Source organism: Methylobacterium sp. PvR107 (assembly GCF_017833295.1).
In the GTDB taxonomy this organism is placed as follows: domain Bacteria; phylum Pseudomonadota; class Alphaproteobacteria; order Rhizobiales; family Beijerinckiaceae; genus Methylobacterium.
Map to the genome: position 1 here is coordinate 4,409,995 of NZ_JAFIBW010000001.1, position 16,671 is coordinate 4,426,665.

Sequence of the window (16,671 nt, forward strand, 5' to 3'; positions counted from 1 at the left end):
GCCCGATTCTCACGATTGCCGCGTGTGCGCTGCCACGCTTGAAACCGGATATTTCGCCGGCAAGACCTTCGAGCGGTCCTCACCCCACTAGCGTGCTCTCTCAATCAGCCGCACTAGACTGGTTCCGGTCGCAGAGCGGGTCGCTCATAACATGGAACACATTACCGGACCATTCGTGGCCGAATACGGGGCTGATACCGGTTTCGTCCGGGCTCGGGCATGACGGCAGCCCTGATCACGGTGCCGGCGCTCGGCTCAGCGTCGCCTGCACCATGCTGGCGATTCCGTCGGCCGCGGACTGTTCCGAGAAGAGGGCCTCGTAGCGCGTGCGTGCCGCACGGCCGAACTCGCGCCAGCTCTCCGGGTCGGCGACGATCCACGCCAGCGTTTCGGCGAGCGGCTCGGGGCCGCCGGGCGCCACGATCCATCCGGTCTTGCCGTGTTCCACGACCTCCGGCAGGCCGCCGATCGCCGTCACAAGCGGCGGCACCCCGTACGACATGGCTTCGATCGCCACCCGCCCGAGGGATTCGGGTTGCTGCGACGGCATGGCCACCACATCGGCCCAGCGATAGAGCGCGGCCGGATCGGTCACGAACGGCCGGAGGCTGACATGGTCCGACAGGCTGGTCGCGGCGATCCGGGCCGCCAGGGCGCGCTCGCGGGCCTCGTCCTCGAAGGCGTTGCCGACGATGCGCAGCTCGATCCGTCGCCGCGTCGCCTCCGGGAGCGAGGCCATCGCCTCGATCAGCACGTCCTGGCCCTTGATCCGGCTGATCCGCCCGAGCATCAGCACCCGGAGCGGGCGGGTTCCGTCGTAGGTCGAGGGGTTCGGCTCGGCCGGCCCGGCAATGCCGTTGTAGACCACCCGCGTCAGGAGGCATGGCGGGAACGCGAAGGCGCGCTCCGTGGCGCGCGAGTTGAACACCACGCTGGCGCCGCTCCAGCGGATCAGCCCGCGCAGGACCGCCAGCACCGCCCCCTCCGCGATCTCGTGGACGTGCACGATGCTGTGCCCGGGGCATAGCCGCGCGGCCAGCAGGTAATCGGCCACGACGGAGGTGTTGATATAAACGAGGTCGCTCGCACGGATTCGTCGCAGCGCGCGCAGCACCGCGCCGGGCAGCGCCATCATGCCCAGCGTGGCGAGGCGCGCCAGGTTCTTTCGCCGCAGGATCCAGAGCGGCTCGACAACGATGTGAGATGCGTAGGGCTGCAGGGCCGCGACGATCGGGCCGGTTTGGGGTAGGACCACGTCGATCTGCGCCCGCGGATGGAGGGCCCGCATGGCCCGCACCGTCTCAATGAAGCAGCGGTCGGACCCGTAAAGCTCATAGCCCTGGTGCACGCAGGTTATGCGTAGTTCCCGCGCAGGCACGCCGCGATCCCCTCCGGAACAAGTCATCGTGTATGTCGATCTGCCCGCAAGAAGATTGTTTCCCGTGATCAACTATGAACCTAAGGTTGAGAATTCGATTAGCGGGCTTGGTGTTCGCAGACCTAATATAATATGACGGGCAGACTGAGAAGGAAGGACGATGTCGGATCGCGCGCCCGCGGTACTTATTCTCGGAACGCGCGGCATCCCTGCCGCCCATGGCGGATTCGAGACTTTCGCTGAACGTTTCGCGCTGCACATGGCGGGCCGCGGTTGGCGCGTCGGTGTGTACTGCCAGAAGGATGTCGATCGCGTGGGCTCGCGGATCTCGTCGCGGCGGTGGGAGGGCGTCGAGCTGATCACCGTCGAGGTCGGCCTGCGCGGTCCGGCCGCCACGCTGGCCTTCGACGCGATCTGCGCCCACGACGCAGCCGGTCGGGACGGGGTCTGCCTCGTGCTGGGCTATAACGGGGCGGTGTTCCTGCCTTATCTGCGCGCTCGCGGCGGCCGGATCCTGACCAACATGGACGGGATCGAGTGGCTCCGCCCGAAATGGTCACTGCCGGTGAGGGCGTTCTTCTACGTCAGCGAATGGATCGCCGCCTGGTCGTCGCAGCGGCTCGTGGCGGACCATCCGGCCATCGCCGATCATCTCGCCGAGCGCCGCTCACGCGACGCCATCGCGACGATCCCGTATGGGGGCGATCCGCCGCCACCGGGTCTCGGGCCGCCGCCGCTGGGCCTGGAACCCGATCGTTACTTGGTTTCGATCGCCCGCATCGAGCCCGACAACAGCATCCTGACGCTGGTCGAGGCGTTCTCGCGTCGGCCGAGGGGAATGCGGCTCGTGGTGCTCGGCACGATGAAGGTCGGCGACCCCTACCACCGCGCCGTAGAGGATGCCGCTTCGACGGAGGTGCTGTTTCCCGGCGCCATCTACCAGGCCGACCAAGTCCAGGCCCTGCGGGTTCACGCCCGCGCCTACCTACACGGACACACGGTTGGCGGCACCAATCCGTCGCTGGTCGAGGCCCTCTGGGCGGGCAATGCGGTGATCGCCCACGACAACCCGTTCAACCGCGGCACCGCGGGCGACGCCCAGTTCTACTTCACGGATGGGGATTCCTGCGCCGCCGCGATCGAGCGCGTGCTCGCCGACGAGATTGCAGTCAGCAGCGCCCGTACGGCGGCGCGGCAGCGCGCCGAGAGCTTCCGCTGGGACGACGTGCTGGCGGCCTACGAGGAGGAGGTGCGGCGGGTCGGCGGCTATCCGAAGGCGCCACTCCGCCGCCCCGCGCCCGTCATCACGCCTGCCCGCGCAACCGCCGGGACGGAATTGTGATGCCGAGCCGGCGGGCGCTCCTGGCGGGCGGCCTCGCCGTCGCGGCGGCGGGTACGCACCCGGCCCGGAGCGACGCGGAGCCGCTGCGGCTCCGCCGCGGGATCGCGCTCTGGCCCTGGTTCTCGCTCACCACCGAATTTCCGGCCCCGCGCACCGAATACGCCTGGCCGCCCTTCCAGGCGGACCGGCCGGTGCCGAGCCGGTCCGACTTGCGCCAGCTCGCGGCGCTCGGCTTCGACTTCGCGCGCCTGCCGCTCGATCCCGGTCCCTTCGTCGCTTTCACCGGCGCGCGGCGCAGCGAACTCCTCGGCGATCTGTCGTCTGCGATCGACGCCGTGCTGGCCACCGGCATGCGCGTCCTGGTCAACGTCCAGGCGAACGCGGCGACGCACCACTACACACCGGACGCCTTCTACGGGACCGACCGAGCCCCGCTCTTCCAGGCCTACCGCGATCTCATCGTCGATCTGGCCCGTCTGTGCGCCCGGAAGGGGGCCGACCGGGTGGCGCTGGAGCCGGTCAACGAGCCGCCGCAGGCCTGCGGAGCGCTCGCCTGGAACCGCGTCCAGGCCGCTCTTCTCACAGCCGCGCGCACGGCCGCGCCGTCGCTCACCCTGGTGGCGACCGGCGCCTGCGGCAGCCTCGTCGACGGGCTGACGGCCCTCGACCCGGCCCCGCTCCGGACGTTCGCGCCGCTCCTGTACACTTTCCACTTCTATGAGCCCTACCTGTTCTCCCACCAGGGCGCGACGTGGCTCACCGAGGAGCCGTTCTACCGCTGGCTCAACGCCGTGCCATGGCCCGGCACGCAGGGCAGCCTCAAAGAGACGCTCGCGGCGGTCCGAGCCCGCATGGAGGCCAACACGGCGGTCCCGAAGACGGAAAAGGCCCGCGATCTGGCCGTGATCGAGGCCAAGCTGCGCGAGTACTTCGCGGCCGAGCCCGGTCCGGCCTACATCGCCCGGGCGATGGCGCCCGTCTCGACCTGGGCCGAACTCTACGGGATCCCGCCCGCCGCTGTTCTCATGGGCGAGTTCGGGGCCCTGCGCACCGATGCCCGTTTCACGGCCGCGCGCGCGCCCGACCGCGCCGCCTACATCCACGACGTGCGCGAGGCGGCGGAACGGGCGGGTTTCGCGTGGTCGTTCTGGAACCTGTTCGACGGCCTCGGCCTGATGAACGACGCCCATGTCGCCGACCCCGCCCTCGTGGCAGCGCTCGGCTTGCGGCGCTGAGGCGACGTCAGCTGCGCGGGGCGCGTCGGCCGGGCGGGAATAGGACGATCAGCATCAGGGCGAACTTGGCGAGCATCGTGGTCTTGCCGGCCAGACCCTCGAAGGTGTTGACCAGGATCGCGAAGGCCAGGATCGGGAGCCAGACGCCCGGCCGGCAGCTGCGCGCGACCTCCGTGAGGTAGAGACCCACCGCCAGAACGAGCACCGCCGTCACCAGGACGCCGTGGTAGAAGATGTCCGAGATGATCGAATTCTCGATGCCCCATTCCAAGCCGTAGATCCGCCGCAGGGTGCTCACCTGGAGGACGTCCGGCCCAAACAACAGCTGCCGGAACGGGATGGCGTCGAAGATCGCCAGCATGTCGACCCGGGCCTGCGCGCTGCCGCCGTCCGAGACGAAGCGGCTCAACAGCGTGTCGAAGAAGCCGATCGCGGCCAGGGCCGCCATGGCCAGCGGTAGCAGCGTCAGGGCAAAGCAGGCGCAGGCCGCACCGGCGAGCGGGATCCGGCCGCTGCGCAGCGTCCGGTTCAGCGCGGAGAGGCCGACGCCGCTGCCGAGGACGAGCGTCGTCACGGTGGCCGAGCGGCCGCCGAAGGTGACCAGCGCGACGAGCTGAAGGGCGATCATGCCGGCGCGCAGGGGCGGGGCGAGTCGGCCGCCGCCCTTGGCCAAAGCGAGGATGTAGCAGGCCGTCATGGTGGCATTGGCCAGCGGGTGGCCCTGGAGCGCCGCAGACCGGGTGTCGGTCTCGAATGCGATCCCGTCGAACCGGAACGGGAAGAAACGCTGGCCGCTCACCGCCTCGAACAGCCCGAGCAGCGCATTGGCGAGCATGACCAGGTGGTACACGGTCTCGAGTCGCCCGAGCGTGGCCACGTCGCGGTCCATGAGCAGGATCGGGACCAGGCCGGCCAATACGAAGGTGTCGATCGAGCCTGCGAGGCCCGTCCCGCCCTGAGCCGCGATCAAGACGAGGAGCAGGACGCCGCAGACGGCCAGCAGAACACTGGCCGGGCGGCGGGTCAGCGCGTTGGCTACCGGAATGACCGGATTGCCGGCGCGCAGCATCACCCAGCCGAACAGCGCCACCGCCAAGTAGGTTGCCGGATGGATCTTGGACGGCGCCGAGCCGCTGATCCCGTCGTAATTGAGCCCCAGGGCCCAGAGCAGGCCGCCCGAGATGCCGACGAGCGCCAGCGTCCAGATCAGGAAAGCGCCGGTCTCGGCCCGTGCGATCACGCCCGGGCCCGCCCTCGTACGCGGGGGCGCATCGAAGCGGCGCCCCACCGAGGCCGGTCGCGGGGTCATCAAGCCCGGCGTCCGCCCAACAGCACCGAGCCCGAGATCGGCCGCCCGAGCGCTTCCGAGGTGCCGACGAGGTCGATCAGGTCGCTCTGGCGCGTCGCGCCGTTGCAGGCGACCAGGAGCAGCCTGTCCGACGCAGCCGCCAAGGGGCCGAGCCGCAGATTCTCGGTCAGCACGCCGCCGTCGATGATCAGCAGCTCGAACCGGCCCTTCACGCCTGCGATGAAGCGCTCGACGTTGGCCCGTGTGAGGGCGTCGCGGATCGGTTTCTGCGTGTCGCCCAGGCCGATCCGGCGGATGCCGGATTTCGGGTCTGTCTTCGTGACCGTGTTGAGGCTCTGCTCGCCGCGCAATACGTCGAGCAGCCCGCCCGCGCCGGAGCCGTCTGCGCGCAGGTCCGCATCCACGAGAAGCACCCGGTCCCCGCGTCCGACCGCCACCGATGCAAGCAACTGGATGACGGCCCGGCGCCGGGCCTCGTCCGACTTGCCGGACGTCACAAGCAGCGCCAGCGCGGGGGCACGGTTCCCCGATGTCGTCGCGAGATGGTCGAGGGTGTAGCTCGCGGCCGCCGCGTTGGCGCGGCTGGGCCGGGCACCCGGCAGCACGGAGACGACCGGCGCATTCGAGAGCCTCTCGAGTTGGCGCGACGACAGGACCGTCGGCGCGAGGTATTCCCGCGTCAGCGCGAGGCCCGCCCCGAGGCCGAGTCCGCCGGCGAGCGCTGCGGCGACCAGAATCAGCCGGGGCGGCCAGCTCGGATCCTGAGGCGGCCGGGCCGCCGTGATGATCCGGGCGTTGGAGCTGTCGATGCTGGTCTGCTCCTTGATCTCGCGGGCTCGGACCAGGAACGTGTTGTAGACCGATCGTGCCGCCTCGACCTCGCGCTCCAGTTCGCGCAGCTGCACGGACGACTGGGCGGTCACAGCCGATTGCCGCTGCAGCTTCTCCCGCTCGGCCGTCAGGGTCCGCTCATTGGCCTGGGCGCGTTGGGCCTCGATCTCGGCGGCGCCCGCGATGCGACTGAGCTCTGCGTCGATCAGCCGACGGACGTCCTGCATCTGCGTGCGTACCGCGGCGATGAAGGGGTGGCGCTCGCCCAGATTGGTGCGCAGATCCGCCTCCTTGGCGGCGAGTTCGGCGTATTGGCCGCGCAGGCGGTCGATCGCGGAGGATTGGACCGCTTCCGGCGTCTCCCCGGACCCGACCGGCTGACCGCGGGCGCTCCGGATGCCCTGCAGGCGCGCCTTCGCCTCGGCTGTTCGCGCCTGGGCGGCCACGAGCCGGGTATTCAGATCGGTGAGCTGCTGCTCGTTCACCAGGCGGCCGCTCGAGGCGATCAGACCGTTGCGGGCCTTGTAGTCCTCAAGCTTCTTGTCGGCGACGTTGACCGCCTTGCGCAGCTCGTCGAGCCGGCCCCGCAGGTCGCCCGCCGCGCGCTTCGCGGCATCGGATCGCGCATCTGTCTGATCCGTCAGGTAGGCGTTCGCGATGGCGTTGACGATGCGGGCCGAGAGGTCCGGGTCGATGGTCGTGACGACGAGGTCGATCACGAAGACCTTGTCGGCGCGCTTCACCGCAAGGCGCCGCCGCAGCTGGTCGAGCGCGCGGCCACGTGGATCGACAGGCCGCTCCGCCTTGGGACCGGCAATCATCTCCCGCAGCGCGGCGAGCGCGTTGAGCACGCGGTATTCCTGGGGCACCCCGAAACCGGGCTCCTTCTCCAACCCGGCCTGCGCGACGGCGCGTCCGAGGACCACGTCCGATTCAATCACCCGCACCTGACTCTCGACCTGCGCGATGCCGCCATCGGGAGAGAGAGCACCCGGATTGACGTCGTTGGACACGACCTGCCGGTCCCGCGGGTCGATCAGGATCTGGGCCGTTGCCGTGTAGAGGGATGGGGTGATCAGGGCATAGGCCAGGACCAGCAGGCCGAGCAGAAAAGCCGTCCCGAAGACGAGCCGCTTGCGGCGCCACAGGATGCGCCAGAGGTCGCCGAACTCGGCCGTGGTCTCCGGCTGACTGAGGCCCGGACGCTCGGGATAACCGGGCTGCACGGGGGTGAGCCAGGTTGCGACAGCGATATTAGGGTCGATCCGTGCCACGATCGGTCACCGTCGTCTCAATCCAGGTCAGTTCCGCCCGGGTGACATGTCCTGCTGCAAGAGTCGCGCAGGCTTCTGACAAGCCGTGATAACTGCGATCGGCCTAGCAAGGAACGCTGATTACTGGAACGTTGGTAAACGCTCTTCACAGATTTAAGCGCCCTTTCGCGATCTTCTCGTTCTCGATACGGCGGATGGCATATAGCGTTGCACGGTCCATGCAGCGATGGGTTGCCGCGCTGGGCCGGAGCGCGAACGTCGATGCATGTGAGAGTTCGCCTCGACGGTACGCGACCGCGCCAATGGCAGGTTGCGCTGCTGCAGCGGATCTCCGACATCCCCGGAATCCTCAGCGTGAGCGTCGACGACGCACCCGGACCTGCGGCGTGGCCGACCGGTGCCGACCTGCTGTTCCGCCTCGAGGCCCTGATCCATGGCCTGCAGCCGCTCGGATCGGCGCTCCTACCGCTACACGAACTCGACCGATGGCGTCACCGCGACACGGCAGCCGATCTCGTGATCGACGTGTGCGGCGACCTTCCGCCCGGTCCTGCGACCTGGCAACTGGCCTATGACGGCGCTCCGGGCGAGGTGGCTCTGCTCGCCGCTCTGCTCGCCCACGCAGTTCCGCGTGCCACGCTGGCGGCGGAGGGTCGGATCGTCGCCGAGGGCCATCTCGGCGCAGACCGGCCGGGCCTCGTGCTCCCGAGCTTCGACGATGCGCTCGCCCGCACGGTGACGGTGATCGCCGCCGCCCTGCGCAATCGGATCGCGGGGCGCGCCGGCGCGCCAGCCGGCTCGTCAGAGCCGGCGCGCCGATCCGGTGGCCTGCCACTCCCGGTTTTTGCCAGGCAGGCCGGGCGGATGCTCGCCGGCGCGCTCGTGCACCGGCTCTACCGCCTCTGCTACAATGCCCCGCACTGGCGTTGCGGGTGGCGGCGACTCGTCGGGCCCGATCTGATCGATCTCGGGCGCCTGCCCGACTCGGCCTGGACCGTGCTGCCGGACGACGGTCGCCGCTTCTACGCCGATCCGTTCCCGATCGCCGTCGCCGGAACGACCTACCTCTTCGTCGAGGATTTTCCGCACGCGACCGGAAAGGCCATCATCTCGGTTCTCCGCTTCGGTCCGGACGGTCCCGAGGGCGTACCTATCCCGGTTCTGGAGGAGCCCCACCACCTCTCGTATCCGTTCGTGTTCGAGCGCGAGGGTTCGATCTGGATGGTGCCGGAAAGCTCTGCGGCCGGCACGGTCGACCTGTATCGCGCGACCCGCTTTCCGGGCGGATGGACCAAGGAGGCGACGCTTCTGTCCGGCGTGGTCGCGAGCGATGCGACCCTGGTCGAGCACGCGTGTCGCTGGTGGATGTTCGCCACCGTGCGCGATGCCGAGCGCGATGCGCCAGCCGGCGCGGGCTCCTTCCACGATGCCCTCTACCTCTGGTCCGCACCGGATTTCCGCGGTCCCTACACGCCGCATCCGGCCAATCCGGTCCTGGTCGATCCCGCGCTCGCGCGTCCGGCCGGACGCATCGTCGCGCGCGGCGGAGACCTGATCCGCCCGATCCAGGACTGCGCCGCCGGCTACGGCCGCGCCCTGGGGCTGGCGCGGATCGATCGCCTCGACGACGCAGGCTTCGCCCAGACCGTCCTCGCTCGGATTGCACCAGGCCCCGGCTGGACGGGCAGCCGCCTGCATACCCTCAACTCCGGCGGCGGCATCGAGTGCATCGACGGTGCTGCCCGCGCGCGGCGCTTCTGACGCCGTCTCGTTCCGCATCCCTGACGCGACGGCGAGCCGATTTTTAGCCGGCATGGCCCTGGCGGTCGGCTGCCCGGACAGCTACATGTCTGTGGCGGGGCTGCAGAGTTCGTCAGGAGCACTATCCCCGGGGCCTTATCGACTCCCTCGGGAGCTGTCCCTGGCCTCGTCCCTGGACTTGGCCAACACGGCGCCCACCTACGCTGTAGGTTTCCCGGGATCGATCCTCCAACGGCTCACGTGGCTCCGCACCCGACTTCTTCCGATTCCGCCTGCCCCGACGTGGCGCGCAAGGCAGAACTCCGGCGCAAAGCCCTTGCGGCGCGCGACGCGCTCGATCCGGCCGCGCGGCAGGCCGCTTCGGCGGTGATCGCCCGGGCGCTGCTCGCCCTGCCCGAACTCTCGGAGGCCCGGCTGATCGGGGCGTTTTGGCCGATCCGCAGCGAGGTGGATCCGCGCCCCGCCGCCGAGGGTCTGCTCGCCCGCGGACAGGCCGTGGCGCTGCCCCATGTGACGCCGGAGGGCCTCGTCTTTCGGGAGTGGCGCCTGGGCGAGGCCCTGGTCGCCGGCCGCTTCGGCCTGAGCGAGCCGGATCCCGCGCTTCCTCCCGTCGACCCCGACGCCCTCATCGTGCCCCTCGCGGCGTTCGACCGGACCGGTCAGCGCATCGGCTACGGCCGCGGCTACTACGATGGCGCGATCACGCGGCTGTCGCGCCATCGGCCCGTCCTGACCGTCGGGATCGGGTTCGCCGCCCAGGCGGTCGCGCGCGTGCCCGCCGAGCCGCACGACCAGCCCCTGCACTTCGTGATTACGGAAGCGGAGGTCATCCGTTTCGAGAGGACGGCCTGACCCATGCGCCTGCTCTTCCTCGGCGACGTCGTCGGCCGCTCGGGCCGCAATGTGGTCTGCGAGCACCTGCCGCGCCTGCGCGAGCGCTGGCGCCTCGATTGCGTGGTAGTCAACGGCGAGAACGCGGCCGGCGGCTTCGGCATTTCCGAGACGATCTGCGACGAGCTGATTCAGGCCGGCGCCGACGCCGTGACGCTCGGCAACCACAGCTTCGACCAGCGCGAGGCTCTGGTGTTCATCGCCCGCCAGCCCCGGCTGGTACGCCCGGCGAACTACCCGCCCGGCACGCCCGGCCGCGGGGCGACGGTCATCGAGACGCAGGCCGGCGCGCGCGTCCTCGTGGTCAACGTCATGGGCCGCGTCTTCCTCGACGCGATGGACGATCCGTTCGCCGCGGTCGAGCGCGAGATCGAGGCCTGCCCCCTGGGGGCGGCGGCCGACGCCGTGGTGGTCGACGTCCACGCGGAGGCGACCAGCGAGAAGCAGGCCTTCGGCCATTACCTCGACGGTCGCGCAAGCCTCGTGGTCGGGACCCACACGCATACCCCCACCGCCGACCATCGGATCCTGCCCGGCGGCACGGCCTATATGTCGGATGCCGGCATGTGCGGCGATTACGACTCGGTCATCGGCATGCAGAAGGACGAGCCGATCCGCCGCATGATTCAGAAGACGCCGGGATCCCGCTGGGAGGTCGCCGTCGGCGAGGGAACGCTCTGCGGGATCGCCGTCGAGACCGACGGGCGCGGCCTCGCCACCCGGGTCGCGGCCCTGCGCCTCGGGCCGAATCTCGAGGAGAGCGCGCCGCACTTCTGGGATTAGCGTGTCCTTCGCGTGACTTGATCGCGTGCAAGCCTACCCCCACAGTGGCCTCGACGGACGCCGTCGGCGGCCGCATCCCGAGATTAGGCTAAAGCGACCGATGGCCGCCCGCGATACCGGCGAAATCAAGAGAGAGCCGCTGGCACGGCCTGGGATCTATCTCGGGCGGATGCTGATCTTTTTGATCCTCGTCGGCTTCCTAGCCTTCATCTTGTTCAAGCAGATCACGCCGGCCTTCCTGGCCAATCCCGGACTCAACGGGCTTATCCTCGGCGTGCTGCTCATCGCGGTGCTGATCGCCTTTGGCCAAGTCATCCGGCTGTTCCGCGAGACCAGCTACGTCAATGCCGTGGCGCGCGGCGCCCAGGCCAAGCGTCCGCCGGCCCTGCTGGCCCCCATGACGCCGATGATCGCGGCCCGGGCCGCCGGGACGACCCTTCCGGGGACCGCCGGCTATCTCGACACGATCGCGGTGCGCCTCGACGAGGGGCGTGAGATGTTGCGCTACATCGCCGGCATCCTGATTCTGCTCGGCCTCCTCGGCACCTTCTGGGGCCTCATCGACACCCTCTCGGCGGTGGGTGGTGTGATCAAGGGGATGCGCGGCGGCGGCGATGCCGGCGTGATGTTCGACGAATTGAAATCCGGGCTGGCCGTGCCGCTGTCGGGAATCGGCCTCGCTTTCTCGGCCTCGCTGTTCGGCCTCGCCTCCTCGCTGATCATCGGCTTCCTGGAATTGCAGGCGGGCCAGGCCCATGCCCGGTTCCACAACGAATTGCAGGACTGGCTGATGTCCGGCGAGGCGGTCGCCGAGACGGGGCTCGTGGCGGCCCGGCCGGCCGCTGGCACGCAGGAGCTGAAGGACGCGATCGACCGCCTGACCGCCCTGGTGGCCGAGGGCGGAGGCAGCCGCGCCGCCACGCTCGCCATGACCAATCTCGCCGAGGGCATTCAGGGCCTCGTTCAGCACATGCGCGCCGAGCAGCAGATGATCCGCGACTGGGTCGAGGCGCAGGCGAGCCGTGAGCGCGAGCTGAAGCAGGTGCTGGACCGGCTGGGCCGGGAGCGCGTGTAGTGGCTTCCACGGCGACGCGCGCGCGGCGCACGCTCAATGTCTGGCCCGGTTACGTCGACGCGCTGGCGACGCTGCTGCTGTCGGTGGTGTTCCTGCTCACGATCTTCGTCGTCGGCCAATTCTTCCTGTCGCAGGAACTCACCGGCCGGGACGAGACGCTGGTCCGGCTCAACCGGCAGATCGCGGACCTGACCGACCTCCTTGCCCTGGAGCGTTCGACCCGTCGCAGCCAGGAGGACGAGGCCCGCAATCTCCGCACGACGCTTGCCGGTGTCGAGGCCGAGCGCGATCAGGCCAGGTCCCAGGCCGAGGCCGCGACGGTCAGCCAGGGTGCGGCGGGCGCTCTCGACAAGCAGCTGGAGGCTGAGCGGGGCGCGACCAAGCGGGCGCTGTCACAGGTCGATCTACTCAACGAGCAGATCGGCGCCATGCGGCGCCAGCTCGCCGCCCTGGAAGACGCCCTCTCGGCTTCCGAGAGCCGTGACCGGGAATCCCAGGCGCGCATCGCCGAACTCGGCAGCCGGCTGAACGTCGCGCTGGCCCAGAAGGTCCAGGAACTTGCCCGGTACCGGTCCGACTTCTTCGGACGTCTGCGCCAGATTCTCGGCAACCGCCCGGACATCCGCGTGGTCGGCGACCGCTTCGTGCTGCAATCCGAGGTGCTGTTCCCCGCCGGTGCCGCGACCCTGAAGCCCGAGGCCGGACCCGAACTGGACCGCATCGCCGGCGCCATCGTGGACCTCGCCAAGCAGATTCCGGCTGATCTGCCCTGGGTGCTGCGGGTCGATGGCCATACCGATGCCCGGCCGATCAGCACGCCGCAATTTCCGTCGAACTGGGCATTGTCGGCCGCCCGGGCCATCGCGGTGGTGCAATATCTGGCCGGGAAGGGAATCCCCGCCCAGCATCTCCTGGCCGGGGCCTTCGGCGAGTTCCAGCCGCTCGATCCTGGCACCACCGAGGACGCCTACGCTCGCAACCGCCGGATCGAGATGAAGCTCACGGAGCGGTAGAGGATAGTTTTCAAGGTCGGTATCGCTGGCGCGTCTGCGTATAGCGCGATGAACAGGCCCGTATGCCAGCGTCTATCCGCCCGAATGATCGGGGCGAGAGCCCGAAACCATCTCATAAGGTCTTTGCGTCAGATGTGCGCCGTGGCGCGGATGCCGCGCGCACTGCCGATTAACACGATGTTATCCTTGTCGCTGCATGGTGTCGCCGCTTCGAGGAGGCTGCGACCGATGGCGAATCTCAACCCGTCCATGTTACCCGATGAGGCCGCCGCGATCGCGGAGGCGGTGCGGGTCTTCGAGGACGGGTTGAGCCGCCTGCATGCCCTCGGGACGCGGGCGGCCGATCAGGCTCCGAACGTTAAAGCGGACGCGGACGTGACCGGCCTGCTGGCCGCAATCGCCGGACAGACGGGGCTGCTGGCCCTCCGAGCCTCGATTGCGGCGGCCCGCGACGGCGAGGCCGGGAGCGGCTACGCGGCTGCGGCCGCGGAGGTGAAGGATTTGGCCGGACAGATGGCCAGGGCCACGGACACGCTCGTCTCGCAGGTCGGCCGGATCCAGGCGGCAGCCCAGCGTTCGCATGACAGGGCGGATGCGATGCGGCGGGCACGTGCCTGAAGGCTTGAGGCGGCCTCAGCCAGCCAGTGCTTCCTTGTAGGCGAAGAGGCCGGGCGTCCCGCCGGTCATCAGGAACAGAACGGACGACGCAGCCGGGTAGAGACCGGCACGAACATCGTGCAGCAGGCCCGCGAAGGCCTTGCCGCTGTAGACCGGATCGAGGAGCTTGCCCTCCGTACGGGCCATGAGCCGCACCGCCTCGAGCATGCCGTCCGTGGGAATGCCGTAGCCCGACCCCCGATGCGTGCCGTCGAGGTTGATGTCCTGGGGCGACACGCGCCGCTCGGAACCGATCAGCGCGAGCGTGGCGTTCGCCTTCTCGAGCACTTCCGCGCGGGCACGCCCGTCCTCGGCGAGCACCGCGAAGGATTTGGCGAGCGTCGGGTCGAGGCCCATGGCGGCGAGGCCCGCCACGAGCCCGGCATGGGTGCCGGCGCTGCCGTTCGCGGTGATGATCTGCGCGAAGCGCACGCCCATCCGGTCCGCCTGGGACAGGATCTCCGCAGCGCCGTTCGCGTATCCCAGGCAGCCGGTCGGGCTCGAGCCGCCGGACGGGAAAGTATAGACCCGCCGCCCTTGGCCGCGGAGCTCGGCGGCCCGCGCTTCGGCCGCCGCCAGGGAATCCGCGTCGCCCGGCAGCTCGTGGACCGTGGCACCGAACACGTCGTCGAGCAGCCGGTTGCCGTTGCCGGTATAATCCGGATCCTGGCGCGGCACGCTGCGTGTCAGGAACAGCTCGCAGGCGAGGCCTGCCTGCGCGGATGCAGCCGCCGTGAGCCGCGCGTGGTTCGACTGGATTGCGCCGACCGTGACGACGGTATCGGCGCCATCCGCCTGCGCCGCGCCGAGCAGGTATTCGAGCTTGCGCAGCTTGTTGCCACCGAGCCCGATCCCCGCCACGTCGTCGCGCTTCACGAAGATACGCACGCCGTTGAGGCTGTCGCCCAGGTGTCGCGCCAGCCCATCCAGAGGCTCGATCGGCGTCGGCTGCGTCAGCAGAGGCAGGCGTGGGAAGCGGGCGAGGTCGAGCGTCGGCATCGCGGCATATCTACACGGCGGGGCCGTGCCTGTCGCGGTGCCGCGTGCCTCATTCTGCCGCCGGCAGCCGCGCGCCTCGCGTTCGGGGCTCCTTGCCCCGGGCGGTCTCGTCCAGCGCATCGGTGAATTGCAGGTTTGCGAGCTGCGCGTAGAGCGCGCCCTGCGCCAGCAGGGTCTCGTGGGTCCCGGTCTCGACGATACGGCCGTCGTCGAGGACCAGAATACGGTCCGCGGCGCGGATCGTGGCCAGCCGGTGTGCGATCACCAGAGTGGTGCGTCCCTGCATCAGCGTGTCGAGGGCGGCCTGAACGGCGCGTTCGGATTCGGCGTCCAGCGCCGAGGTCGCCTCGTCGAGGAGCAGGATCGGCGCGTCCTTGAGGATGGCCCGCGCGATGGCAATGCGCTGCCGCTGGCCGCCGGAGAGCGTCACGCCGCGCTCGCCCACCTGGGTCGCATAGCCCTGCGGCAGGGCGGTGATGAAGACGTGTGCGTTGGCGAGCTCGGCCGCGCGCCGGACCTCCGCCTCGCCGGCCTCCGGGCGGCCATACCGGATGTTCTCGCTGACGGTCCCAGAGAACACCACCGGGTCCTGCGGAACCAGGGCGATCCGGGCGCGCAGGTCTTCGGGATCGACCTGCGCGATGTCGGTACCGTCGACGACGATCCGGCCGCCCTGCGGATCGTAGAAGCGTAGGAGCAGCTGGAACACCGTCGACTTGCCGGCCCCGGAGGGCCCCACGATGGCGATGCGCTCGCCCGGAGCCGCCGCGAAGCTGAGCCGGCCGAGGGCAGCGTGCTCTGGGCGCGTCGGGTAGGCGAAGCGCACATCCTCAAAGGCCACCGCGCCCCGCGCGGGCTCTGGCAGCGGCAAGGCCGGCGATGGCGCCTGGATCGCGGGCTCGGCTGCGAGGATCTCGGTGAGGCGCTCGGCCGCCCCAGCCGACATGGCAAGGTCGCCGTAGACCTCCGAGAGCTGGCCGAGGGCACCTGCGCCGAAGACGGCGTAGAGCACGAATTGCGAGAGTTCGCCGCCCGTCATCGTATGGTTGAGGACGCCCTGGGCGCCGTACCACATCACACCGACCACCGAGGCGGAGATGAGGAAGATCGCGACGCCGGTGAGCAGGGCCCGCGCCCGGATCGAGGCGCGGGCGGCCGCATAAGCTTCCTCGGAGGCCGCCGCGAACCGGGCCGCGGTCGTGGCCGAGCGACCGAAGGCCTGCATGGTCCGAACCGCTCCGACCGCCTCGGCGGCGTAGGCGGAGGCATCGGCCAGGCGGTCCTGCGCGGCGCGGGAGCGCCGCCGCACACCGCGACCGGAGAAGATCAGCGGGAACACGATGACCGGGATGGCCGCCAGCACCATCACCGAGAGGCGCGGGCTCGTGATCACCATCATGGCGGTGGCGCCCACAAACAGGAAGAGGTTGCGCAGCAGGATCGAGACCGACACGCCGAAGGCCGACTTGATCTGCGTCGCGTCCGCCGTGAGCCGCGAGACGATCTCGCCGGACTGGGCCCGGTCGAAGAAGGCGGGATCCAGCTGCGTCAGCCGCGCGAACACGGCGCTGCGCAGGTCGGCGACGACGCGCTCTCCGAGCGTCACCACCGTGTAGACACGTGCTGCGCTCGACAGCGCAAAGGCCGCGACTACGCCCAGCAGGGCGAGGAAATAGGCGTCGATCACGACCGAGCCGTCGGCCGTGAAGCCGTGGTCGATCACCCGGCGCATGGCGATCGGCACGACCAGCGTCGAGCCCGAAGCGCAGATGAGGGCGATAAGGCCGGCGACGATTCGCCCGCGATAGCGCAGCGCGAAGGGCAGCAACGGCCGGAGCGCGCCGAGCGGGGCTTTGGGCCGGCCGTCCGCGGCCGCCTTGGGTCTACGGGCCATCACGCCTCACGAGTCAGTCGTTCCCCCGGTCCGCGGCGCTTGTGACCGGGGAGAGCCTGCGGTATACGCCGCCGCTCATCCGATTGCGTGTGTTCAATGGCCGCGGGCCGCCACCACGGTCGGCTTAGACGTGCCGTTGCCACGAACCCCCGGTTCGGTGCAACCGGTGATATCTTCCGCATTCCGGGCCGGGCGGCGCCTCCTGCGCTTCCCGCCGGCGTGCCAGATC

Annotated in this window: 13 protein-coding genes and 1 other RNA gene; 9 read left to right on the forward strand and 5 right to left on the reverse strand. The window is 69.9% G+C overall.

Translation table 11 applies throughout. The features are described from left to right. Positions 1-235: 235 nt before the first annotated feature. Positions 236-1,378, reverse strand: coding sequence for a glycosyltransferase family 4 protein (locus tag JOE48_RS20790; protein ID WP_312893324.1), 1,143 nt, complete (start codon positions 1,376-1,378; stop codon positions 236-238). 160 nt (positions 1,379-1,538) lie between these two features. Here JOE48_RS20790 and JOE48_RS20795 point away from each other — a divergent pair, with 160 nt between their 5' ends. Beyond that, positions 1,539-2,720 carry a DUF1972 domain-containing protein gene (locus JOE48_RS20795; protein ID WP_210032568.1) on the forward strand — a complete coding sequence of 394 codons (1,182 nt, stop codon included), beginning with the start codon at positions 1,539-1,541 and terminating at the stop codon, positions 2,718-2,720. Then, positions 2,720-3,955 (forward strand): glycoside hydrolase family 5 protein, encoded by a 1,236-nt coding sequence (locus tag JOE48_RS20800; RefSeq protein ID WP_210032569.1) that lies wholly within the window; start codon positions 2,720-2,722, stop codon positions 3,953-3,955. The genes JOE48_RS20795 and JOE48_RS20800 overlap by 1 nt, the downstream gene beginning before the upstream one ends. Before the next feature lie 7 nt (positions 3,956-3,962). Here the strand turns inward: JOE48_RS20800 and JOE48_RS20805 are convergent, their stop codons facing one another. After that, positions 3,963-5,264 (reverse strand): VpsF family polysaccharide biosynthesis protein, encoded by a 1,302-nt coding sequence (locus JOE48_RS20805; RefSeq protein ID WP_210032570.1) that lies wholly within the window; start codon positions 5,262-5,264, stop codon positions 3,963-3,965. Next, on the reverse strand, positions 5,264-7,369 hold the full coding sequence (locus JOE48_RS31090) for a GumC family protein (protein WP_210032571.1): 2,106 nt from the start codon (positions 7,367-7,369) through the stop codon (positions 5,264-5,266). The genes JOE48_RS20805 and JOE48_RS31090 overlap by 1 nt, the downstream gene beginning before the upstream one ends. 261 nt (positions 7,370-7,630) lie before the next feature. Here JOE48_RS31090 and JOE48_RS20815 point away from each other — a divergent pair, with 261 nt between their 5' ends. From JOE48_RS20815 to JOE48_RS30890, 7 genes are all read left to right on the forward strand, one after another. Beyond that, the gene (locus tag JOE48_RS20815; RefSeq protein WP_210032572.1) at positions 7,631-9,130 is read left to right on the forward strand and encodes a formyl transferase; all 1,500 of its coding nucleotides are present in this window, start codon (positions 7,631-7,633) and stop codon (positions 9,128-9,130) included. 94 nt (positions 9,131-9,224) lie between these two features. After that, a non-coding RNA gene (gene ssrS, locus JOE48_RS20820) (6S RNA) lies at positions 9,225-9,381 on the forward strand. Continuing rightward, entirely contained in the window at positions 9,371-9,982 is a 612-nt protein-coding gene (locus tag JOE48_RS20825) for a 5-formyltetrahydrofolate cyclo-ligase (protein ID WP_210032573.1), read from the forward strand. The genes ssrS and JOE48_RS20825 overlap by 11 nt, the downstream gene beginning before the upstream one ends. Positions 9,983-9,985: 3 nt before the next feature. Further along, positions 9,986-10,804: a TIGR00282 family metallophosphoesterase gene (locus JOE48_RS20830; RefSeq protein ID WP_210032574.1), complete on the forward strand. Its 819-nt coding sequence runs from the start codon at positions 9,986-9,988 to the stop codon at positions 10,802-10,804. A 100-nt stretch (positions 10,805-10,904) separates the two neighbouring features. Then, the gene (locus tag JOE48_RS20835) at positions 10,905-11,879 is read left to right on the forward strand and encodes a MotA/TolQ/ExbB proton channel family protein (RefSeq protein ID WP_210032575.1); all 975 of its coding nucleotides are present in this window, start codon (positions 10,905-10,907) and stop codon (positions 11,877-11,879) included. After that, positions 11,879-12,892 carry a peptidoglycan -binding protein gene (locus JOE48_RS20840; RefSeq protein ID WP_210032576.1) on the forward strand — a complete coding sequence of 338 codons (1,014 nt, stop codon included), beginning with the start codon at positions 11,879-11,881 and terminating at the stop codon, positions 12,890-12,892. Before JOE48_RS20835 ends, JOE48_RS20840 begins: the two co-directional genes overlap by 1 nt. 228 nt (positions 12,893-13,120) lie before the next feature. Then, positions 13,121-13,510 carry a methyl-accepting chemotaxis protein gene (locus tag JOE48_RS30890; RefSeq protein ID WP_312893327.1) on the forward strand — a complete coding sequence of 130 codons (390 nt, stop codon included), beginning with the start codon at positions 13,121-13,123 and terminating at the stop codon, positions 13,508-13,510. Between the two features lie 15 nt (positions 13,511-13,525). On the opposite strand, the gene JOE48_RS20850 is transcribed toward JOE48_RS30890, so the two are convergent. Both JOE48_RS20850 and JOE48_RS20855 read right to left on the reverse strand, forming a co-directional pair. After that, on the reverse strand, positions 13,526-14,548 hold the full coding sequence (locus JOE48_RS20850) for a D-cysteine desulfhydrase family protein (protein WP_210032578.1): 1,023 nt from the start codon (positions 14,546-14,548) through the stop codon (positions 13,526-13,528). 49 nt (positions 14,549-14,597) lie between these two features. Beyond that, the gene (locus tag JOE48_RS20855) at positions 14,598-16,442 is read right to left on the reverse strand and encodes an ABC transporter transmembrane domain-containing protein (protein ID WP_210032579.1); all 1,845 of its coding nucleotides are present in this window, start codon (positions 16,440-16,442) and stop codon (positions 14,598-14,600) included. Between the last annotated feature and the right edge of the window lie 229 nt (positions 16,443-16,671).